The organism is Paenibacillus sp. J22R98 (assembly GCF_059383835.1).
This window is the reverse complement of the sequence record NZ_JBXENW010000011.1, coordinates 1-17,994: the sequence shown is the minus strand read 5'-3', so window position 1 is coordinate 17,994 and position 17,994 is coordinate 1. Positions and strand designations below refer to the sequence as shown.

Sequence of the window (17,994 nt, the reverse complement as noted above, 5' to 3'; positions counted from 1 at the left end):
TCCCGGAGCATTCACTCGGGGATTTCGCCTGTTTTATTATGCTTTAGCGGCAAGCGGTGCAAAAGCGCCGCGATACGCTTCAATAATTTCATCTTCCCAAGTCTCGTTGTCGGAGTTCGGAATGCGATTCTCCTGCTTCATCACTTCGAACACCTGGCGCATCCCTTCTTCAAGGGAAACGGTTGGAACAAACTCAGGCACATCGCGCATCAGCTTCTCGGAGCTGTAGTAGTCGTTGTGCGCGAAAATTTCTTCGCAAATGCCGAAACGCCCTGCATCGATGGATTTGAGCGTTTGCAGTGGTACACCTACAAGTTCAACTTCTCGACCAAGTACCTTCATGGCCAGCTTATGCTGCTGCTCCCAAGTCGTAAAGCCGCGCGGTACCACGTTGTAGGTTTGGCCCAGACAGTGCTTCTTGCCAAGTACGCCTGCGAATGCTTTTGCTGCATCATCCACATGCATGAAGGAGTGCAGCGCTTTGCCGTCGCCGCAAATGAGAATCGGTTTGCCTTTCAAAATACGGTCGATCCAAGAGAAGTCCCATGCCACTTGGCGCAGAACGCCGCTTTGCGGACCATATGTAGTCGACGGCTTTAGAATCGTAACCGGGAACCCCTCGCGGTGGTAAGCTTCCATTAGTGCCGTGTCGGCATCAACTTTACCTTGACCGTAACCGCTGATCGGACGAAGCTGGTGATCCTCGGTAACAGGCATCCACTCGTACTCCACGCCATACGTACAAACCGTCGAGCATTGGACAAAATGCTGGACGCCACGGAAGGCGCGAATGCTGCTCTCGGCATCCTCACGGTTAAAGCTGATCATATCGATGGCCGCATCGAACTTCTCCTGCTGCATCGTTTGCTCGAATTTGTCGCGTTCCTGACGATCGCCGTTGATGACGCGCACGCCGGCAGGCAGTTCAACACTGCTTTGACCGCGGTTATAACAAGTAACCTCGTGGCCTTGTGCCACCAGAAGACGAACAATGCTTGTACTGATATTGCCGGTACCGCCTAGGATAACAACTCTCATGTCTAAACATCCTCACTCTCTTGTCTTTAATCCTGTGAAGAAAAAACCTCCTGCTAATAGTACCACAGGAGGCTGTTCGATTGGCAATCCTAATCTGCCCAATCAACCATGAACGCGGGCGGCAGCGAGCTCACGAAGGGAACGCCATGCTTCGGTGCGCTGTTCGAGAAGAGCCAAGAGCTGGTCGACCCCCGCGACAAAAGCGTGCAAATCCGCTTCCGGCGCTGCTTCATCCGGAAGACTGACGGGCATCGGAAGCGTCGACAATAGCAGTCGCGCTTCTTCGAGGACAGCCTCGGCTGAATATGCAGCTGAACCGACTGCTGCAGCTGCGGCAGTGCTGCCGCCGAGGAGCTCGGCTCCGGCTGCATTCACGGCCGCAGCCAGAGCCGAGCTCAGGGCAGATCCGCTCGCGGCCACCGGCGCTGATACCGTTCCTGTGTTAGTCGCACCTGCGGATGCAGCCGCAGCGCCCGGCGCCGCGCCTCGCGCAGCCAGCGCCTCCGCTTCGGCCGCAGCCTCCGCCGCACGCCGCGCTCGCTCGGCCTTCGCCTCGGCCGCGAGCTCCGCTTTCTCCGCCGCAAGCTCGGCGGCGCGCTCGCGCTCCGCCTTGTTCTGCTGCACAGTGGACCACGTTTGCAGCAGCTCATGCCCGTTCTTGTACAGCAGCTTGTCCTTCGTACCGGACGAAATTTCCTTATCCTTGAACAGCTTAGCGATCTTCTTCACATCGCTGACCGGCAGTGCGTCGCGGGCGATAATGAGCGCAAGCGGATCGCGATGCTCAATCGGAAGATCCTTAACCGGCAGCAGCTGGTCTTCGGTCAGCTTGCCCTCCCGAATTTCCGTGCCGCTGACAATCAGCTTCCGCACGGAATTTCCGAACTTCAGCAGCTCGCATTTGTTCTTAATATAGCTCTCGGGCTTGCCGAGCTTGCCGGCGAGGTATTTAATCGAGCTGTTGAATTTCGATTCATTCATGAGCTTGTGGAAGGCTTCTGCTTCTTCAATCGGCGAGAAGCCCTCGCGCGTTAGATTCTCCGCGATCTGCTCCAGATAAATCTCCATTTCATCGGTCACCGTCGACACGATGCAGGGAATCGTCTCTTTACCGAGCATTTTACTCGCTTTGTAACGTCTGTTGCCGTAAATGATTTTGTATCGTCCGCCTGGGGTCGTACGCACTTTAATCGGGGAGAGCAGGCCAATCTCCTCGATGCTTTTCATTAGCTCCTGAAGCGCTTCTTCATCAAACTGATAGCGCGGCTGGTCGGTATCTTCATCGATAAGATGAGTCGCAATTTGAATAATATCCATATAATTTCTCCTATCTTCACAGTAAGAGTCACCCGTATTATATACCAGGAACCATTCTGTGAAAAAGAGAACACAAGGATTATCGCTCAGATCGAGCGAGGTAATAGGCATATTCCAGCGGTCGGCTGTAGAGGATGGCTTTGTCTTTAAACCAACGAAGGTCGTTGAACATGCTTTTCTGGGGTTTTCCGTTTAGTTCGATAATCCATAGCTTTCCTGCGTCATCTAAAGCGAAATCGACGCTCAATTCGCCCAGTGAACCCATATGAGTTTCAGCCAGCTGCGCAGCCGCTGCACTTATCTCATGAAGGGATTGAAGCATCTCGTTTGTCTTTTCAGGGCTAAATAAGAGGTGGAAAATTTCTGCGGCATCATAAATGAACTCGCAAACACTCGTATTGAAATAATCCTGGTAGGCCACTCTGCATGCGATGGTGGATACCGTCCATTCACCCCGAATGTCTTTTTGAACCAGAACCCGAATATCGCAATAACGATGATTTAGTTGACGTATGCTAACTCCCTGTTGAACCATATAGTTTTCTGATCCGAGAAGCTCATCTAACTTTTTCGCGATGCTCTCATTCGCTCTGCAAATATATTTTGGAGCTAAGGCATTCAAGGAGATATGTTTATCCCCTGTAGTCGTTTGCTCGATTCGATAGACGGATTTCCCTTTAAAACCATACGTTGGCTTAATATATACGATTTTATATTTCTCTATTAGCTCTGATACGCTCACATCATTGTATAGATAGGTGTCTGGTATATAGGGGCTAAGTGGTGACTGTTTCAATAAGGTATAGAGATCCCATTTGTTAAAAAAGTTGATATTATTAAAGCATTTGTTCGTGCCAATCACGTTCTCCAGGCGTTGAATGGTGATTGTTTTCTTGTTGAAGCTGCGATTATAGACGACATCAGGAAAAGGAAACAGCCCTTGTTTCCATAAGCCCTTATTTAAGCTAAGTCCATGGATACGTTGTTCCTTCCAATCAATATCCGACGGGGTAAAGGCAAAAAGCTTCATGTTCAGTTTGTCATACCGCTGATAGAGCTTCAAAATACTTTTTCTGTTGATTCTCTCGGTTACTAAAATCCCTACTAACGGTTGACTCTCCAATCTATCCACTCTCCCAGTCTTTGATCACTATTACTATTAAATGCCGGAGTGGTATTTTTGATAGGGACAACAACATACTAGTATGGAAAAATAGACATTAATTTCCACCCATTTTCAGATATGTAGGCAACTACTCCCATCCATTTGCCGGATGATGAATATGATGAAACAGCTTTACTTTACTAAATAAGGAGACGAGACTATATGGGTAAACATAACTGTCCTCCAGGTCCTCCGGGACCGGAAGGACCGCGCGGGCCCCAAGGACCTCCGGGACCTCCGGCAGAAGGGGCGCAATTGCTTCAAGGACTTGCAGGCGCAATTGGAGCAGCAGGACCCGCAGGACTTGCAGGAGCGCTTGGACCAGCTGGGTTAGCGGGACTTGCCGGAGCCATCGGTGAGGCCGGACCTGCAGGTCTGGCAGGTCTGGCTGGGGCACTTGGGGCAGCAGGGCTTGCCGGGGCAACGGGACCAGCAGGACCGGCAGGACCAGCAGGACCAGCAGGACCAGCAGGGCCGGCAGGAGCAGCAGGAGCTGCGGGACCAGCAGGGCCGGCAGGAGCAACGGGAACTGCAGGACCAGCGGGGCCGGCAGGAGCAACAGGAACTGCAGGACCAGCAGGACCGACAGGATCAACAGGAGCTCCGGGAGCTGGAGGATTGATTCCATTTTCGACGGGGATCATCATAAGCGGTGCAACAGTAGTATCGGCAGCTCCAATATTAATGGGCTTTGGTAGTCACACGGTTGAAGTCATTGACGGTTCCGGAGAATCGACGATGCCGCCGGAAGCAGGCGGATTTGCTTTTCCGATTCCGTTTGCGGGTACCGTTCAGAATTTGCAAATCAGCGCTGATCTATTGGTTGCTTCCGTGGTTTCCATAAATACCCTCGGCCTTCAATATGATTTCACAGTATTCCTCGCACCATCGGTTCCTAATAACGGGATTGATCACAGTGCTTCACCTTACGTGACCACTCCGCTAACCAGTTCGCTTCGATTCGGATTTCCGAATAATATTATTACAGCGGGCACTTTCCGTGCCGCAACGAATATCAATGTGGGATCATTAGTAGTGGCTGCAGGTGATCGAATTGGGATTCGGATAAGGACGCTGCAATCGACAGATCCCTCGGCAGCGGATATCACGCAACTCTCATTTAGCGCCAGTCTGTCGTATACGCCTTCTTAAAAAGAATGTCAGAGTCGCAGGCTATGATGGAAATTTCATCGTAGCCTGTTTTGCATGCAACCATGCATCAGTAGTGGTGGTTGCAAGTACATATGTAAAAAATGATAGATGTTTTTGCCTTCCCGAAATTGGTAAATCATCCGTAATATGATACGATGTAGACATTCCGTGTTCATTTTATCATGCTTCGATGAGGAGGTTTTACTAGTTGTCTTATCTATCTATTAGCACGTGGAGTTTGCATCGTCTGTTAGGACCGCTTCGTTTCACGTCGTGGAATGCCGAGACCGGGCAGCATGAGCAGCAAGTTCAGGAACAGCCGCAAGCGTTGACCTTGCTGGAGCTTCCGGCAGAGCTCGCGAGAAGAGGGTACCAAGCGGCAGAGGTTTGCCATTTTCATTTTCCATCCACAGAACCTGATTATTTAGCACAGCTGCGTGAAGCATTCAGAGCTGCGGCATTGTCCTTCGATACGCTGCTGCTGGATTACGGCGACTTAACCTCTGAGGACGAAGCGAAGCGCGAAGCAGACATTCGCTTTATGCGTGAATGGATTGACATCGCATCGCTGGCAGGCGCAAAGCAGATTCGCATCATTGCCGGAGAGGCGAAGCCGGATCAGGATGAAGCGATCCGGAAGTCGGCCGCTGGCCTGATCGAACTTGGTCATTATGCCTCGAGCAAAGGTGTACGCGTCGTTTCGGAGAATTTCAAGGCGCTCACCTCAACAGGCTCATCGAGTGTTAAACTATTGGAGAGCATCGGCGATGCAGCCGATTTCATTACAGACTTCGGCAATTTCGCATTACCTGCCAAATATGCAGAGTTTGCGATGACCTTGCCGCGCAGCGTATCCGTTCATGCCAAAGCACAGTATGATGGCGATGGATTGCCCGACCGCGAAGAATTTCTCAAATGCTTAGAAACCGTGCGTGCGGCCGAGTTTAACGGCGCAATCGTGCTAATCTATGATGGTCCCGGCGACATGTGGGCAGGGCTTGATCGGATTAAAGAGATCGTAGCGGAATATTTATAGAGAAGAGGTGATTGGAATGTCCTTTGTCATTGATGCCGCAACCCGAATTGGAATCGTCTATTTGCGAGTTAGTAATTTGGAGCGTTCGCTTGCGTTCTACCGTGAGGTTGTAGGATTGCAGGTTCTCTCTCAAGGAGAAGGAACAGCGGAGCTGGGGGCACAGGACAGCTCTGCACCTCTGCTGCATTTGCGGGAAATCCCGAATGCCGTGCCGCGTCCGCGCCGATCGGGAGCAGGACTGTACCACTACGCATTGCTGGTGCCGGACCGCAAATCGCTCGGACTAGCGCTGCGCAACCTCATTGCAAGCGGCATCCACATCGGGCAGGCTGATCACTTCGTAAGCGAAGCCCTATATATTGCAGATCCTGACAACAACGGGATCGAAATCTACCGAGATCGTCCGCGCGAAGAATGGGAACGCGATGAGAAGGGGCAGTATGTCATGGGCCTCGATCGGATCGACTGGGATGGCTTGCTGGCTGAAGCAGGAGATACGCCTTGGAGCGGACTGCCTGCCGGAACAACCGTGGGACATATTCATCTTCATGTCTCCGAGCTGCCGACTACGGAACATTTCTACCACGATGTACTCGGCTTCGAGCTCGTCGCTCAAATGGCTGATTCTGCGCTCTTCATCGCAGCAGGCGGCTATCACCACCACATTGGACTCAATGTGTGGGCCGGCATCGGTGCAGAACTTACGCCGGAGAACGCGCCGGGACTCGATTATTTTGAAATCGTGCTTCCAACCGAAGCCGCGCAAATGGCGCTCTTCGCACGTTTGCAGGCTGCGAGTGTACCTCTGCAAACCGACCGCGGCACGGTCATCGTACGCGACCCGTCCGGCATCGCGATCCATCTTATCGTTCAATCGCAAGCGCCGCACTAATTGAACTGTTGTGACGCAAAGCCTCTATTATCCATCTACCTGGAAGAGGCTTTTTTGCTGAGTAAAATGTGTGAAAATTGCAATTTTTGGATAATCGTGCGTATGCGCAAGTTGCTTGATTTATGTGGGCAAGCAACGGTTAACGGTATACACAATTTTGTGTGAGGATATGCAATTTTTGGTAAGGGGGAGGAGCGGTTTCATGGCAAGTCAGCGAGGGTTGCTGGTGACGTATATACGGAACAACTGGTATATCTACGCATCCGGCGTTTCGTTTTCCATTGTTGCGAATATCTTTCAGGCTTATTTTCCGAAAGTGCTCGGTAATTTCACGGATCAACTTCAGCAAGGTGGACTGACCAAAGCGACCGTTTGGGATTCCAGCATGATCTTACTCTTAATCGGTATTGCATACGGGGTGCTGGGCGGTATCGGGCAGTTTCATATTATGTATGTGGGCCGGAAATTTGAGTGGTACACACGCAGGCGGCTGTTTAGCCATTTCACCACGCTTGGCGAGCAGTACTATTCGAAGAACGGTGTCGGTAAGCTGCTCAGCTATGTGATGAATGATGTCACGACTGTTCGAGAATCGATAGCAATGGGCGTCAATCAGACGGCGAACGCGGTGATGCTCATCATATCTGTTATCGTCATGATGATTCTGAGCGACATTCCGATTTATCTCATTCTGGTTTGTATCTCCCCGCTGCTCTTTATTCCATGGGTTGTGGTGCGGATTGGACCTAATATCCGTAAGCGCTCCCTTGCTGTGCAAGAGTCGCTTGGCGCCATGACGGAATCTGCGGAAGAACAGTTCGGCGGCATTCGTGTAACGAAGAAATTTGCCGTAGAGGACATCATGAATGAACGATTCGGTAAATCAGTGGACCGGATCATGGACAATCAGCTGAAGCTGGTGCGCATCTCGTCTTATTTTCAAGCACTCATTCCTTTTCTTGGGGCACTATCCCTGATCATTACACTGGCTTACGGCGGATACTTGGCACTTGGCGGCACGATTACGCTCGGTAACTTCGTTGCGCTTACGCTCTACGTTCGCATGATGGTTAACCCGCTGCAGGCAATCGGAAATGTGATCAATACGATTCAACGTTCACGCGCATCGGTCGAGCGATTGAACGAATTGCTTAATAGACAGCCGGAAATTAAAGAAGAGCCTGCTGCGGTGGAGGTCGATTGGGAGCGCGAAACGTTGTCAATCAATGATCTGTCCTTCGCATATCCGGATTCTCCGGAAGAGGCGCTTAAGCATATTTCACTTCAGGTGGCACCGGGCAAGACCATTGGCATCGTAGGGAAAACCGGTTCCGGCAAAACAACGCTTACCAAGCTGCTGCTCCGTGTCTACGATCCTCCACTGGGAGCTGTAACGATCGGCGGCAAGGATTTGCGCAGCTTGAAGCTTGAGAACTTGCGCGGTGGAATCGCTTATGTACCGCAGGATGGGTTCCTGTTCAGCTCGACGATTCGGGATAACATTTCGTTCTACAAGCGCAGCGCAGACTTAGCCCAAGTGGAGAAGGCAGCGCGGCATGCTAAGATTCACGAGAGTATCATGTCGTTTCCCGATGGCTTCGAGACGAAGCTTGGCGAGCGAGGCGTCACACTCTCAGGAGGACAACGTCAGCGGACCGCCCTTGCGCGCGGCATGATGATGGATGCGCCAATTCTGATTCTTGACGACAGCGTAAGCGCCGTCGATGCCGTTACGGAGACCGCTATTATTGATACGATTCGCAAGAAGCGTAAGAACAAAACAACGATTATTATCGCTCACCGGATCAGTGCTCTCCAACATGCCGATGAAATCATCGTGCTCGACGAGGGACGGATTGTGCAGCGGGGAACGCATGGGTCACTGCTTGCGCAGGGCGGCATCTATGCCATGCTCCATGCCATTCAGGAGGAGGGAAGCGGCGTTGGCTAAACTAATCCACAACGCGCAGATCGACGCGAGAACGGACATTTCGGGTCCGCCTGGACCTGGCAAAGAGAGTAACAAGGAAGCTTACAAGGGGCTAATCGCTTATGCGAAGCCGTATCGATTGACCTTCTTGGCGGTGTTTGCTTGTATTATCGTTGCAATCGCGGCAGATTTGCTGCAGCCTTACCTGGTTAAGATCGCGATTGATGATCATTTGATGAAGGGCGATCGCAGCCCGAACACGCTCTTCCTCATTGCCGGCCTTTATCTGCTGCTTTCCATCGCAGGATTTGTCTTTACCTTCTTGCAAAATAATCTGCTTCAAAAGGCCGCGCAGGGGATTGTCGCTACGATTCGCAAGAAGCTGTTCCGCCATATCTCGAAGCAGTCCATGTCGTATTTCGACCGCGTGCCAAGCGGCAGTCTCATCACGCATGTGTCGAGCGATACGGAGTCGCTCAATCAGTTCTTCTCGCAAGTGCTGCTCAGCGTGCTGCGTGACGGCCTGACACTGGTGTTCATTATCGCGTTAATGTTTCAACTCAATGTAAAGATGACGCTCTACTGCCTTATTTTGCTGCCGATCATCGCACTGAATGCCATTGCATTCCGTTCTTATATGCGCGTCACTTATCAGATGGCGAGAACCAATTTGTCGCGCTTAATCGCTTTTGTCGCAGAGAATTTGGCGGGGATGCGCATCATCCAAGTGTTCCATCAAGAGAGAGAACAGCAGAAGCAGTTCGATGAGAAAAACCGGCTCTACTTCCGTTCCAACCTGCGGGAGATTCGCACGAACGTGCTGTTTAACCGCTCTTTTGAAATGATGGGCAACTTGTCCGTTGCTTTCGTCACTTGGCTAGGCGGGAATGCGGTGCTTGGCGAAAGTCTGCCGTTCGGTGTACTCTTCGCGTTTATTACGTACATTCGTCAGTTCTTCCAGCCGATCAATAATATTTCGCAGCAGTGGAATACGCTTCAATCCGCAACGGTATCGTTGAACCGGATTTGGGGCATATTCGGTACGGTGCCGGAAGTGCGGGATGCAGAGAAAGCGCGCAGCTTGGATGATTCGGCTGTGAAGGGAAAGATTGATTTTGACGGCGTGAAATTCAGCTATAAGGATGGCCAGCCGGTTATCCATCATCTGGATTTGCATGTGAAGCCGGGTGAAATGATCGGGATCGTCGGTACAACCGGTGCTGGCAAAAGCTCGCTCATCAGTCTGCTCTGCCGATTCTATGATGTGAAGGAAGGCCGCGTCACGATTGACGGTACCGATGTTCGCGATCTGCCGCAGGAGACGCTTCACCGGTTGATAGGCTTGGTGCAGCAGGAGCCTTATCTCTATTCCGGCAGTATTATCGACAACGTCCGGCTGTTCGACGAGACGATTACGAGGGAGCAAGTCATGGAGGCGTGCAAGCTCGTTGGCGTAGATACGCTGATCGGGCGAATGAAGGACGGCTACGATACACGCTTGTCTGAGCGGGGAAGCGGGCTGTCTGCAGGTGAACGCCAATTGATTTCGTTCGCGAGAATCATCGTGTTCAAGCCGAAAATCCTTATCCTCGACGAAGCGACAGCCAACCTGGATTCGCATTCCGAGCAGCTTATTCAAGAGGCGTTGACAGTCGTCTCCCAAGGACGGACGACGATGGTTATTGCACATCGGTTGTCTACCATTATGGGGGCCGATCGGATCATCGTAATGAAGCAGGGTGAGATTGTTGAGGAAGGCAATCACAGGGAGCTGCTCGCGCGCGGCGGCTACTACGAGGAGCTTTACCGGCATTCGCAAGGACGGACAGTGCAGCTTGCCACGGGAACGGGCGGCGTCACTGGCGGTGTCGCAACTCCGAAGAAGAAGAGCTGCGGAGTGGGATAACGGGGATAACTATGGCAGTTATCCCCAGAATGTTGGCGAAATGTGGATAGTTTGTGAGTAAAGCTGTGGATAGTGTGGCGTGGCTCGCCACTTAAGCGAGAAAAACGAAATGTTGTGCCTCTCTCCGAGAGAGGGCGAACAGTGATATTTTTGCAAAGGAAATGCAATAATAGGCCATAACTTGGCCTGGAACGTCAATAGACAAGTCGAATTGTTCTGTGAGATAATCAATCAACTACTATGATACTCAGTCTGACGTAAGGAGTTTGAGGAATGGAATACCTATTATTGCTGGCAGAAATCATGCTGGTCAATCTCGTGCTTAGCGGCGACAATGCCGTTGTTATCGCGCTCGCGAGCCGTAATTTGCCATTGCAGCACCGGAAGAGAGCGGTTTGGTGGGGAGCGATGGCTGCTGTAGGGCTGCGGATTGTTTTGACTGCAGTTGCCGTATATTTGCTCAAAATTCCGTTCATCCAAGTAGCCGGCGCATTGCTATTGTTCTGGGTAGCGATAACGCTGTTGAAGGATGATGGAGAAAGTAAAGACATCGAGGGCGCGCAATCCCTCTGGAAAGCGATTCGCATTATTGTGACGGCTGACTTTATTATGAGCTTGGACAATGTACTGGCGATTGCCTCCATTGCCAACAATAATATTTGGCTGATGTCACTGGGTGTCGCGCTTAGCATTCCGATCATCGTATGGGGCAGCCAATTGATTATGTCGCTGCTGCATAAGTTCCCTATTTTCATCTACCTGGGTGCCGGGATTCTAGGGTATACAGCCGGAGAAATGCTGGAAGAAAGCGAAACCGTGAAGTCGGGGCTGCACAAGATTTCCGAGTACGCGGACAATGTCTTCCCATTCATCTGCGGACTGCTTGTCATTGGGATTGGCTACTTATTGCAGAAGCGCGGGCGGCGTTCCGAAGTACAGGAAGCATAAGGTCCAATCTTCGAAATGAACAAAGGCGAGCTGCGGGGGATTCGGAATCCCTCACAGCTCGCCTTTTTCGTTTATAGTTCAACAACTTACAGTTACACGACCTGCGATTTCCTCTTCAACAACAGAACCCCGTTCGATTCAAGCTGAACCGACTCGCTGACCGCGGCGCCGCTCTCAAGATTCTCGTATGCACGTCCATCCAGCTTAACGATTTGCGCCTTGCCACTGAAATTCATCACGAAGATATAATCATGCTCCCCATCCGATCGCAGCTGTGCAGTCACGCCTTCCGGCAGATCCGTCTCCAGTGAACGGCTCACGCCGGTCTCTTGCACAATACGGGCGTAGAAGTCACGCAGAAAATCTCCCTTCAGCCGCGTCGCCATATGATATGCGCGGCCTGCACCAAGTCGATTCACGGTCAGAGCCGGCTGCCCCGCATAGAAGTCACTTTCATAAACGCCGAGTATCTCCGCACCTTCTGCATGGATGATCTCACAAATTTCGTGCGACTCATACGAACCGCTGAGCTTCAGCGGATTGCCTTCAGCGAGAACCAAACCGTTGCGGTCATGGTCATACAGCCCTTCGATTTCCTCCGCCCAGATCCCCAGCGTCTTACGCAGCGGCCCGGGGAAACCACCGAGATGGCACAAATCGGTAGCGCCGACAATGCCCGACCAATACGTCGTGACGAGCGTGCCGCCATTCTCCACAAACATCTCTAGGCGGCGGCCTGTCTCTTCCGTGCACAGATACAGCATCGGCGCGACGATTAGTTTGTAGCTGGACCAGTCCTCATCGGAGCCGACAACATCAATGGGAACTCCGAGCTCCCAGAAGGCTTTATGATGCGCAATGACGGTTTCCTCATAACGAAGCCCGACGTTTCGCGGTCCCTGCGAGTCCTTGATCGCCCACCGATTATCCCAATCGAAGAGCAGCGCAGTTTCCGAAGGCGTCGCACTGCCCAGCACCTCCGTCAAGCCGGACAGTGTCTGCCCGAGTGCGGCCACATCGCGGAATACGCGCGTATGCTCGGTTCCGTCATGATCGACGACAGCGCCGTGAAACTTCTCGCTGGAGCCGCGGCTTTTGCGCCACTGGAAGTATTGCACCGAATCGGAGCCATGTGCCACCGCTTGAAGGGAAGATAGGCGGTGCATCCCTGGACGCTTCAGCTTGCTGACCGGCTGCCAGTTCGTTAAGCTCGGCGTGCTTTCCATAAGCAGAAAAGGTTTCCGCTTCAAGGAGCGGTACAAATCGTGATAGAAGGCAAAGAATGCCGCCTGTCCGCTGTCGTCGGCGGCTGAATGCCAAGTCGGATAGGCATCCCACGAAATGACATCGATTTCTTTGGCCAGCTTGCGGTAATCGAGCCCTTCGATCATGTGCATATTGGTTGTGATCGGAAGAGTGGGATTGAACGGTCGAACCGAAGCAACCTCATGTCTGCAGAAGTCCGCCGTTTGGTCGCTGACGAAACGCCGCCAATCCAGATTATGAGCGTGGACCAGGAATTCACCATGGAAAGCCGGGGATTCGATTTGCTCCCAATTCGAATAGGTGTGAGCCCAGAAGGTCGTCCACCATGCAGCGTTGAGCGCATCCAGCGTACCGTATTTGGCTTTCAGCCAGTCGCGAAAAGCATTCTGGCAGTAATCGCAATGACATTCGCCGTTATATTCATTCGATATATGCCAGCCGAGAACAGCAGGGTGATTCCCATAACGTTCGGCCAGTTTCTTATTGATGATGGCAGTCTTCTCGCGGTAAACCGGCGAAGTAAAGCAGTGGTTATGACGCATACCGAACAGGTTGCGTACGCGATTAGCTTCAACGCGGAGCACTTCGGGATATTGCTGTGCCATCCATGCCGGACGCGCACCGCTTGGCGTAGCAAGCCAAGCGAATATTCCATTGGCAGCGAAGGTATCCAGCAAGCGGTCCATCCATTCGAAGGTGAACACACCTTCTTCCGGCTCCAGTGCAGCCCATGCGAAAATCCCTACAGCCATCGTATTGCAGCCTGCCAGCTTCATCAGTCGAATATCTTCGGCAAGCACCTCGGGGTAATGCTGCCACTGGTCCGGATTGTAGTCCGCGCCATGCATGAAAGCAGGGAGCTTGTTGCTGATTGGGGGGAACTTTTGCAGTTTCGTCGTCATGGTTTGAAATCCTCCTGGATATTATCGTACAATTCACGCATTGCGAAGTTAGGTTTGCGGTCTGTATGAACTCCATAATAGAATATTATTGCGGAACTCGCATCGAACGAAATGAATAATAAATCGGACAATTTGAACATAAATGGAGGATAAATGATGCTTCCTTTTCTACTGGCTGAGCAGCCGCAGCGTATGAGACCATTGCCGCTATCGATCTATTGCATCGGCAGCCATGAGCAGAAGCATTTGGTAAGGCCTGACGGGTTCCCGACCCATCAGCTGTTTCTGACTCGACAAGGGACGGGATTATTTTGTATAGAGGGTGAGGACGATATCCTGCTGAAGCCCGGAAGCGCATTGCTGCTGAAGGAGCATGTGCGCCATGAATATTATCCTCACTCTGTCACCGGCGGGCAGTGGGAGCTTGGTTTTGTAGCATTCCGGGGTGCAGCGGCGGACGTGATCTTGGGTACGCTTATGGGATCATCCGAGATGGCTGCGGAAACGGAAGCAACTACTGAGCAGGACAAATACGATCTCTTCAAACCTACTAACTTTGATGAGCTATGGGAAAAGCTCGAACAGCTATGGCATCTGATCAGTGTGAGCGGTGAAGACGGATATTGGGAGGCCTCTCTTGGCGCATATGATCTGTTGTTGACTGCTATTCGGGGGAAAAGCGACATGGAGCTGAAGCAATCCGTTACTCCCGGGGGCGACGGCAATGCCGCATTGAAGGCAGGTGTTCAGATGATGCATGACCATTATAATGAACGATTGCTTCTTACTAATGTGGCCCGAGCGTCCGGTTACTCTGTTCAGCATTTTCATCGGTTATTCGTAAGCAGCTATGGGATGACGCCGAATCAGTACATGAATCGCATCCGAATGAAGCGGGCGGTGCAGCTCTTGGAGGAGCTTGGAGGTGCGAGCGGCAGCGTGGAGAAGGTTGCGATGCAGCTTGGGATGGAGACGAGTTATTTTATCCGATTGTTCAAGAAAACGTATGGCACGACTCCCAAACAATGGAAACTCAATTAATTTGTTTAATAAATTGACGAAATTGTGTCCTCGCCGTTAGAATAAGGATAATCACTTTGGCACTTTTCCGAGTCAAAGCATATGTGCGTTAACGGATTACTAGACAAACATTTATGAAAAGGGGTAATAATTTTGAAGAAAAAGATGATTGCTTCTCTCCTTATCTCAGCGGCTGCACTTGTAGCGGTAACTGGCTGTGGGGCCAAAAATGACAACACGTCAGGTTCTGGCAACAACGCAGATTCCAAAACGTATTCGATCGCGATTTCGCAGTATGTGGAGCATCCGTCGCTTGATGCAACACGTGAAGGTTTCCTGGCAGCACTGAAGGATGCCGGTATTACAGAAGGTGACAACCTGAAGGTTGATATGAATAACGCGCAAGCGGATGCCAGCAATAATCTATCTATCGCTCAGAAGATCGCTTCCAAAGATTACGATCTCATTTTAGGCATCGCAACGCCATCTGCACTTGCTGTTGTACAAGAAGAGAAAGAAAATCCGGTATTGTTCGCGGCTGTAACGGACCCGCTAGCGGCGAAGATCGTCAGCAACTTGGATAAGCCCGGCGGTAACGTTTCCGGTGCATCGGACACAAACCCTGCCGCGATTACGCAGCTGATGGAATTTATCGCAAGCAAATTTACGAACGTGAAGACAGTAGGTATGGTCATCAACGAAGGCGAGCCGAACGCGGTTATCATGGCAGACCTGGCTGAGAAGGCTCTTGCCGAGCATAACATCAAGCTGCTTAAAGCGCCTGTAACGGCTACTTCCGAAGTAAGCCAAGCGGCTGAATCGCTGGTTGGCCGTGCGGATGCCCTTTACATCGCATTGGATAACACGGTTGTAAGCAGCGTTGACTCCATCATTAAAGTAGCGAACGATAACAAAATCCCATTCTTCTCGAGCGATCGCGATACGGTTGAGAAGGGTGCTTTTGCAACAGTAGGCTTCAAATATTACGACCACGGCTACCAAGTTGGTCAAATGGCTGTTGAAATTCTTAAGAATGGCAAGAAACCAGCTGATATGAAAGTAACAGTGCCGGAGAAACTGGATCTTATTCTTAACCTGAAAGCCGCTGAAGCACAAGGCATCACGGTAACAGACGATATGAAGAGCGAAGTGAAAGATCAAGACAACAACATTATTAAATAAATAAAGGTTAATCGGAGTGGGCGGTTCCTGTCGCTCGCTCCTTTTTTTATTTGCGAAATAAGGAGGCACTGACGATGCTAGGATCAATGATCGGAGCGGTAGAGCTGGGTCTGCTGTATGCCTTAATGGCGATCGGCGTCTACATCACGTTCCGCATACTCGATTTTCCCGATTTGACTGTTGACGGCAGCTATACGACAGGCGGCGCTGTTGCGGCGATCATGATTACGCATGGCTACGAACCGTGGATTTCCACCATCTGTGCTTTTATCTGCGGGTTGGCTGCGGGGGCAATTACGGGCCTTCTTCATACGAAAGGCAAAATCAATGGGCTTCTTGCCGGTATTCTCATGATGATCGCGCTCTACTCCATTAATCTGCGGATTATGGGTAAGCCGAATGTTTCGCTTGTGAATACAGATACGCTGTTCTCCGCTATTTCGGACAATAGCTGGGTGTACATTCCGGTTCTTGCCGTACTTGTGCTGCTCGTTAAGCTGCTGCTGGATGGGTTTCTTCATACGGATGTGGGCCTTGCGCTTCGTGCAACCGGCGATAATGCCCGCATGATTCGCAGCCTAGGTGCCAACACGGATACGACCAAAATCATCGGCGTGAGTCTATCGAACGGACTCGTTGCGTTATCCGGTGCGTTAATTGCGCAGGAGTCGGGTTTTGCGGACATGTCCATGGGGGTCGGAACGATCGTACTGGGACTTGCTTCGGTTATCATCGGGGAGGCGATTTTCGGCTTCCGCACCGTGTTTCAAGCGACATTGGCAGCCGTTCTCGGCTCCATTGTGTACCGGATTATCTACGCGCTTGCACTGCGCGTCGAGTTCTTCGATGCATCTGACTTGAAAATGATTACGGCCCTAATCGTAGTCGCTGCTCTGGTCATCCCGACCGTTCGGCGCTCGATGAAGCAGAAGGCTTTGGCCCGGAAACGAACTCACGAGCTGCTCGTCACAGCTGGCAGCAAGGGAGGTCGAGCTTAATATGTTGGAAATTGCTCAAGTATCCAAGCTATTCAATCCGGGAACGCCGGATGAGAAAATCGCGCTCATGAACATTCAGCTGAAGCTGAACCCCGGCGATTTCGTTACGGTAATCGGCAGTAACGGCGCAGGTAAATCGACGCTGATGAACATCATTTCCGGCGTGATGAAGCCGGATATCGGCGAGGTTCGCATCGATGGCAAAGCGATTCACCATCTGCCGGAGCACGAACGCAGCCGCTGGATCGGGCGCGTCTTCCAAGACCCGATGGCAGGTACCGCTCCGACGATGTCGATCGAGGAGAACCTGTCGATGGCGTACATGCGCGGCAAGAAGCGCGGCCTAAGCTGGGGAGCCAGCAAGGCGAAGCGCAAGCTGTTCCACGAACAGCTGCAGCGTTTAGGCATTCGGCTCGAGGAGCGGATGAGCGCGAAGGTCGGCTTGCTGTCCGGCGGCGAACGCCAAGCGCTCAGCCTGCTGATGGCGACGTTCACGAAGCCGCAAATTTTGCTGCTGGACGAACACACGGCAGCGCTTGACCCGGCTCGCGCGGAGCTTATCACGGTGCTCACCGAAGAGATCGTCCGCGAGATGAAGCTGACGACGCTGATGGTGACGCACAACATGGAACAGGCGATTCGCCTCGGCAATCGCTTGATCATGATGGATAAAGGTCGCATCATTCTGGACATCCCGGAATCACGCAAACGCGACCTGACGGTTCCACAGCTGCTCGGCGAATTCGAGCAGATCAGCGGCCGCCAGCTGGCGGACGATCGGATCGTCCTGGGGTAGAGAGGTTAAAGTCGAGAATAAGCTGCGCGATGCAGCCTGTTCTCGACTTTTTTGTTGTGGGGCGGCTTGCGCGGGGCGTGGAAGGGGCCGCTATCCTCCGTGCCCCATGCCCGCATCCGAAGAAAAGCAGCTTCCCGCGCATGATTGTCCTCACCATAAGCGGCATATCCGCAAACAGTGGAAGAAACGGCTCGAATGAGGCAAGTTAAGCGGTTATTCCGCTTAAAGTGCCTGCAGCAGCGAAAAAGTAACCTTTCTCGCATGATTTCCACCGCCATAAGCGGAATATCCGCTAACAGTGGAAGAAATGACCCCAAAGCGGCACTCTTAGCGGCTATTCCGCTTAAAGTGCCTGCAGCAGCGAAAAAGTAACCTTTCTCGCATGATTTCCACCGCCATAAGCGGAATATCCGCTAACAGTGGAAGAAATGACCCCAAAGCGGCAC

General features: G+C 51.8%; 14 protein-coding genes. 10 read left to right on the top strand and 4 right to left on the bottom strand.

The window, feature by feature from the left end:
- Nucleotides 1-36: 36 nt before the first annotated feature.
- The 3 genes from AC50Y3_RS25395 to AC50Y3_RS25385 all read right to left on the bottom strand — a co-directional run bounded on the left by AC50Y3_RS25395 (nt 37) and on the right by AC50Y3_RS25385 (nt 3,478).
- On the bottom strand, nt 37-1,038 hold the full coding sequence (locus AC50Y3_RS25395; RefSeq protein WP_494821513.1) for an NAD-dependent epimerase/dehydratase family protein: 1,002 nt from the start codon (nt 1,036-1,038) through the stop codon (nt 37-39).
- A 102-nt stretch (nt 1,039-1,140) separates the two neighbouring features.
- Nucleotides 1,141-2,355, bottom strand: coding sequence for a ParB/RepB/Spo0J family partition protein (locus tag AC50Y3_RS25390; RefSeq protein WP_494821512.1), 1,215 nt, complete (start codon nt 2,353-2,355; stop codon nt 1,141-1,143).
- Nucleotides 2,356-2,434: 79 nt separating this feature from the next.
- Complete coding sequence (locus AC50Y3_RS25385; protein WP_494821511.1) at nt 2,435-3,478, bottom strand: YheC/YheD family endospore coat-associated protein; 1,044 nt, start codon at nt 3,476-3,478, stop codon at nt 2,435-2,437.
- A 204-nt stretch (nt 3,479-3,682) separates the two neighbouring features.
- Here AC50Y3_RS25385 and AC50Y3_RS25380 point away from each other — a divergent pair, with 204 nt between their 5' ends.
- The 6 genes from AC50Y3_RS25380 to AC50Y3_RS25355 all read left to right on the top strand — a co-directional run bounded on the left by AC50Y3_RS25380 (nt 3,683) and on the right by AC50Y3_RS25355 (nt 11,384).
- Nucleotides 3,683-4,672 (top strand): hypothetical protein, encoded by a 990-nt coding sequence (locus AC50Y3_RS25380; protein ID WP_494821510.1) that lies wholly within the window; start codon nt 3,683-3,685, stop codon nt 4,670-4,672.
- Nucleotides 4,673-4,880: 208 nt separating this feature from the next.
- Nucleotides 4,881-5,708 (top strand): sugar phosphate isomerase/epimerase family protein, encoded by an 828-nt coding sequence (locus tag AC50Y3_RS25375; RefSeq protein WP_494821509.1) that lies wholly within the window; start codon nt 4,881-4,883, stop codon nt 5,706-5,708.
- Nucleotides 5,709-5,724: 16 nt separating this feature from the next.
- The gene (locus tag AC50Y3_RS25370; protein WP_494821508.1) at nt 5,725-6,600 is read left to right on the top strand and encodes a VOC family protein; all 876 of its coding nucleotides are present in this window, start codon (nt 5,725-5,727) and stop codon (nt 6,598-6,600) included.
- Between the two features lie 202 nt (nt 6,601-6,802).
- A complete protein-coding gene (locus AC50Y3_RS25365) occupies nt 6,803-8,551 on the top strand; it encodes an ABC transporter ATP-binding protein (protein ID WP_494821507.1) in 1,749 nt (582 codons plus the stop codon).
- Entirely contained in the window at nt 8,544-10,436 is a 1,893-nt protein-coding gene (locus tag AC50Y3_RS25360; protein WP_494821506.1) for an ABC transporter ATP-binding protein, read from the top strand. The genes AC50Y3_RS25365 and AC50Y3_RS25360 overlap by 8 nt, the downstream gene beginning before the upstream one ends.
- A gap of 273 nt (nt 10,437-10,709) precedes the next feature.
- On the top strand, nt 10,710-11,384 hold the full coding sequence (locus tag AC50Y3_RS25355; protein WP_494821505.1) for a TerC family protein: 675 nt from the start codon (nt 10,710-10,712) through the stop codon (nt 11,382-11,384).
- A 92-nt stretch (nt 11,385-11,476) separates the two neighbouring features.
- Here the strand turns inward: AC50Y3_RS25355 and AC50Y3_RS25350 are convergent, their stop codons facing one another.
- The gene (locus AC50Y3_RS25350; protein ID WP_494821504.1) at nt 11,477-13,552 is read right to left on the bottom strand and encodes a beta-galactosidase; all 2,076 of its coding nucleotides are present in this window, start codon (nt 13,550-13,552) and stop codon (nt 11,477-11,479) included.
- Between the two features lie 153 nt (nt 13,553-13,705).
- Between AC50Y3_RS25350 and AC50Y3_RS25345 the strand changes: the two genes are divergently transcribed.
- The 4 genes from AC50Y3_RS25345 to AC50Y3_RS25330 all read left to right on the top strand — a co-directional run bounded on the left by AC50Y3_RS25345 (nt 13,706) and on the right by AC50Y3_RS25330 (nt 17,548).
- Nucleotides 13,706-14,593: an AraC family transcriptional regulator gene (locus tag AC50Y3_RS25345; protein WP_494821503.1), complete on the top strand. Its 888-nt coding sequence runs from the start codon at nt 13,706-13,708 to the stop codon at nt 14,591-14,593.
- 132 nt (nt 14,594-14,725) lie between these two features.
- Complete coding sequence (locus AC50Y3_RS25340) at nt 14,726-15,754, top strand: ABC transporter substrate-binding protein (RefSeq protein ID WP_494821502.1); 1,029 nt, start codon at nt 14,726-14,728, stop codon at nt 15,752-15,754.
- 74 nt (nt 15,755-15,828) lie between these two features.
- Nucleotides 15,829-16,752: an ABC transporter permease gene (locus tag AC50Y3_RS25335; RefSeq protein ID WP_494821501.1), complete on the top strand. Its 924-nt coding sequence runs from the start codon at nt 15,829-15,831 to the stop codon at nt 16,750-16,752.
- 1 nt (nt 16,753) lies between these two features.
- Nucleotides 16,754-17,548, top strand: coding sequence for an ABC transporter ATP-binding protein (locus tag AC50Y3_RS25330; protein ID WP_494821500.1), 795 nt, complete (start codon nt 16,754-16,756; stop codon nt 17,546-17,548).
- Nucleotides 17,549-17,994: the final 446 nt, after the last annotated feature.

What these genes read in the sequence shown, in the direction of transcription:
- AC50Y3_RS25365 (WP_494821507.1), top strand. Translation starts at nt 6,803, where the DNA reads ATGGCAAGTCAGCGAGGGTTGCTGGTGACGTATATACGGAACAACTGG.
- AC50Y3_RS25330 (WP_494821500.1), top strand. Translation starts at nt 16,754, where the DNA reads ATGTTGGAAATTGCTCAAGTATCCAAGCTATTCAATCCGGGAACGCCG.
- AC50Y3_RS25380 (WP_494821510.1), top strand. Translation starts at nt 3,683, where the DNA reads ATGGGTAAACATAACTGTCCTCCAGGTCCTCCGGGACCGGAAGGACCG.
- AC50Y3_RS25390 (WP_494821512.1), bottom strand. Translation starts at nt 2,355, where the DNA reads ATGGATATTATTCAAATTGCGACTCATCTTATCGATGAAGATACCGAC.
- AC50Y3_RS25345 (WP_494821503.1), top strand. Translation starts at nt 13,706, where the DNA reads ATGATGCTTCCTTTTCTACTGGCTGAGCAGCCGCAGCGTATGAGACCA.
- AC50Y3_RS25350 (WP_494821504.1), bottom strand. Translation starts at nt 13,552, where the DNA reads ATGACGACGAAACTGCAAAAGTTCCCCCCAATCAGCAACAAGCTCCCT.
- AC50Y3_RS25370 (WP_494821508.1), top strand. Translation starts at nt 5,725, where the DNA reads ATGTCCTTTGTCATTGATGCCGCAACCCGAATTGGAATCGTCTATTTG.
- AC50Y3_RS25395 (WP_494821513.1), bottom strand. Translation starts at nt 1,038, where the DNA reads ATGAGAGTTGTTATCCTAGGCGGTACCGGCAATATCAGTACAAGCATT.
- AC50Y3_RS25355 (WP_494821505.1), top strand. Translation starts at nt 10,710, where the DNA reads ATGGAATACCTATTATTGCTGGCAGAAATCATGCTGGTCAATCTCGTG.
- AC50Y3_RS25335 (WP_494821501.1), top strand. Translation starts at nt 15,829, where the DNA reads ATGCTAGGATCAATGATCGGAGCGGTAGAGCTGGGTCTGCTGTATGCC.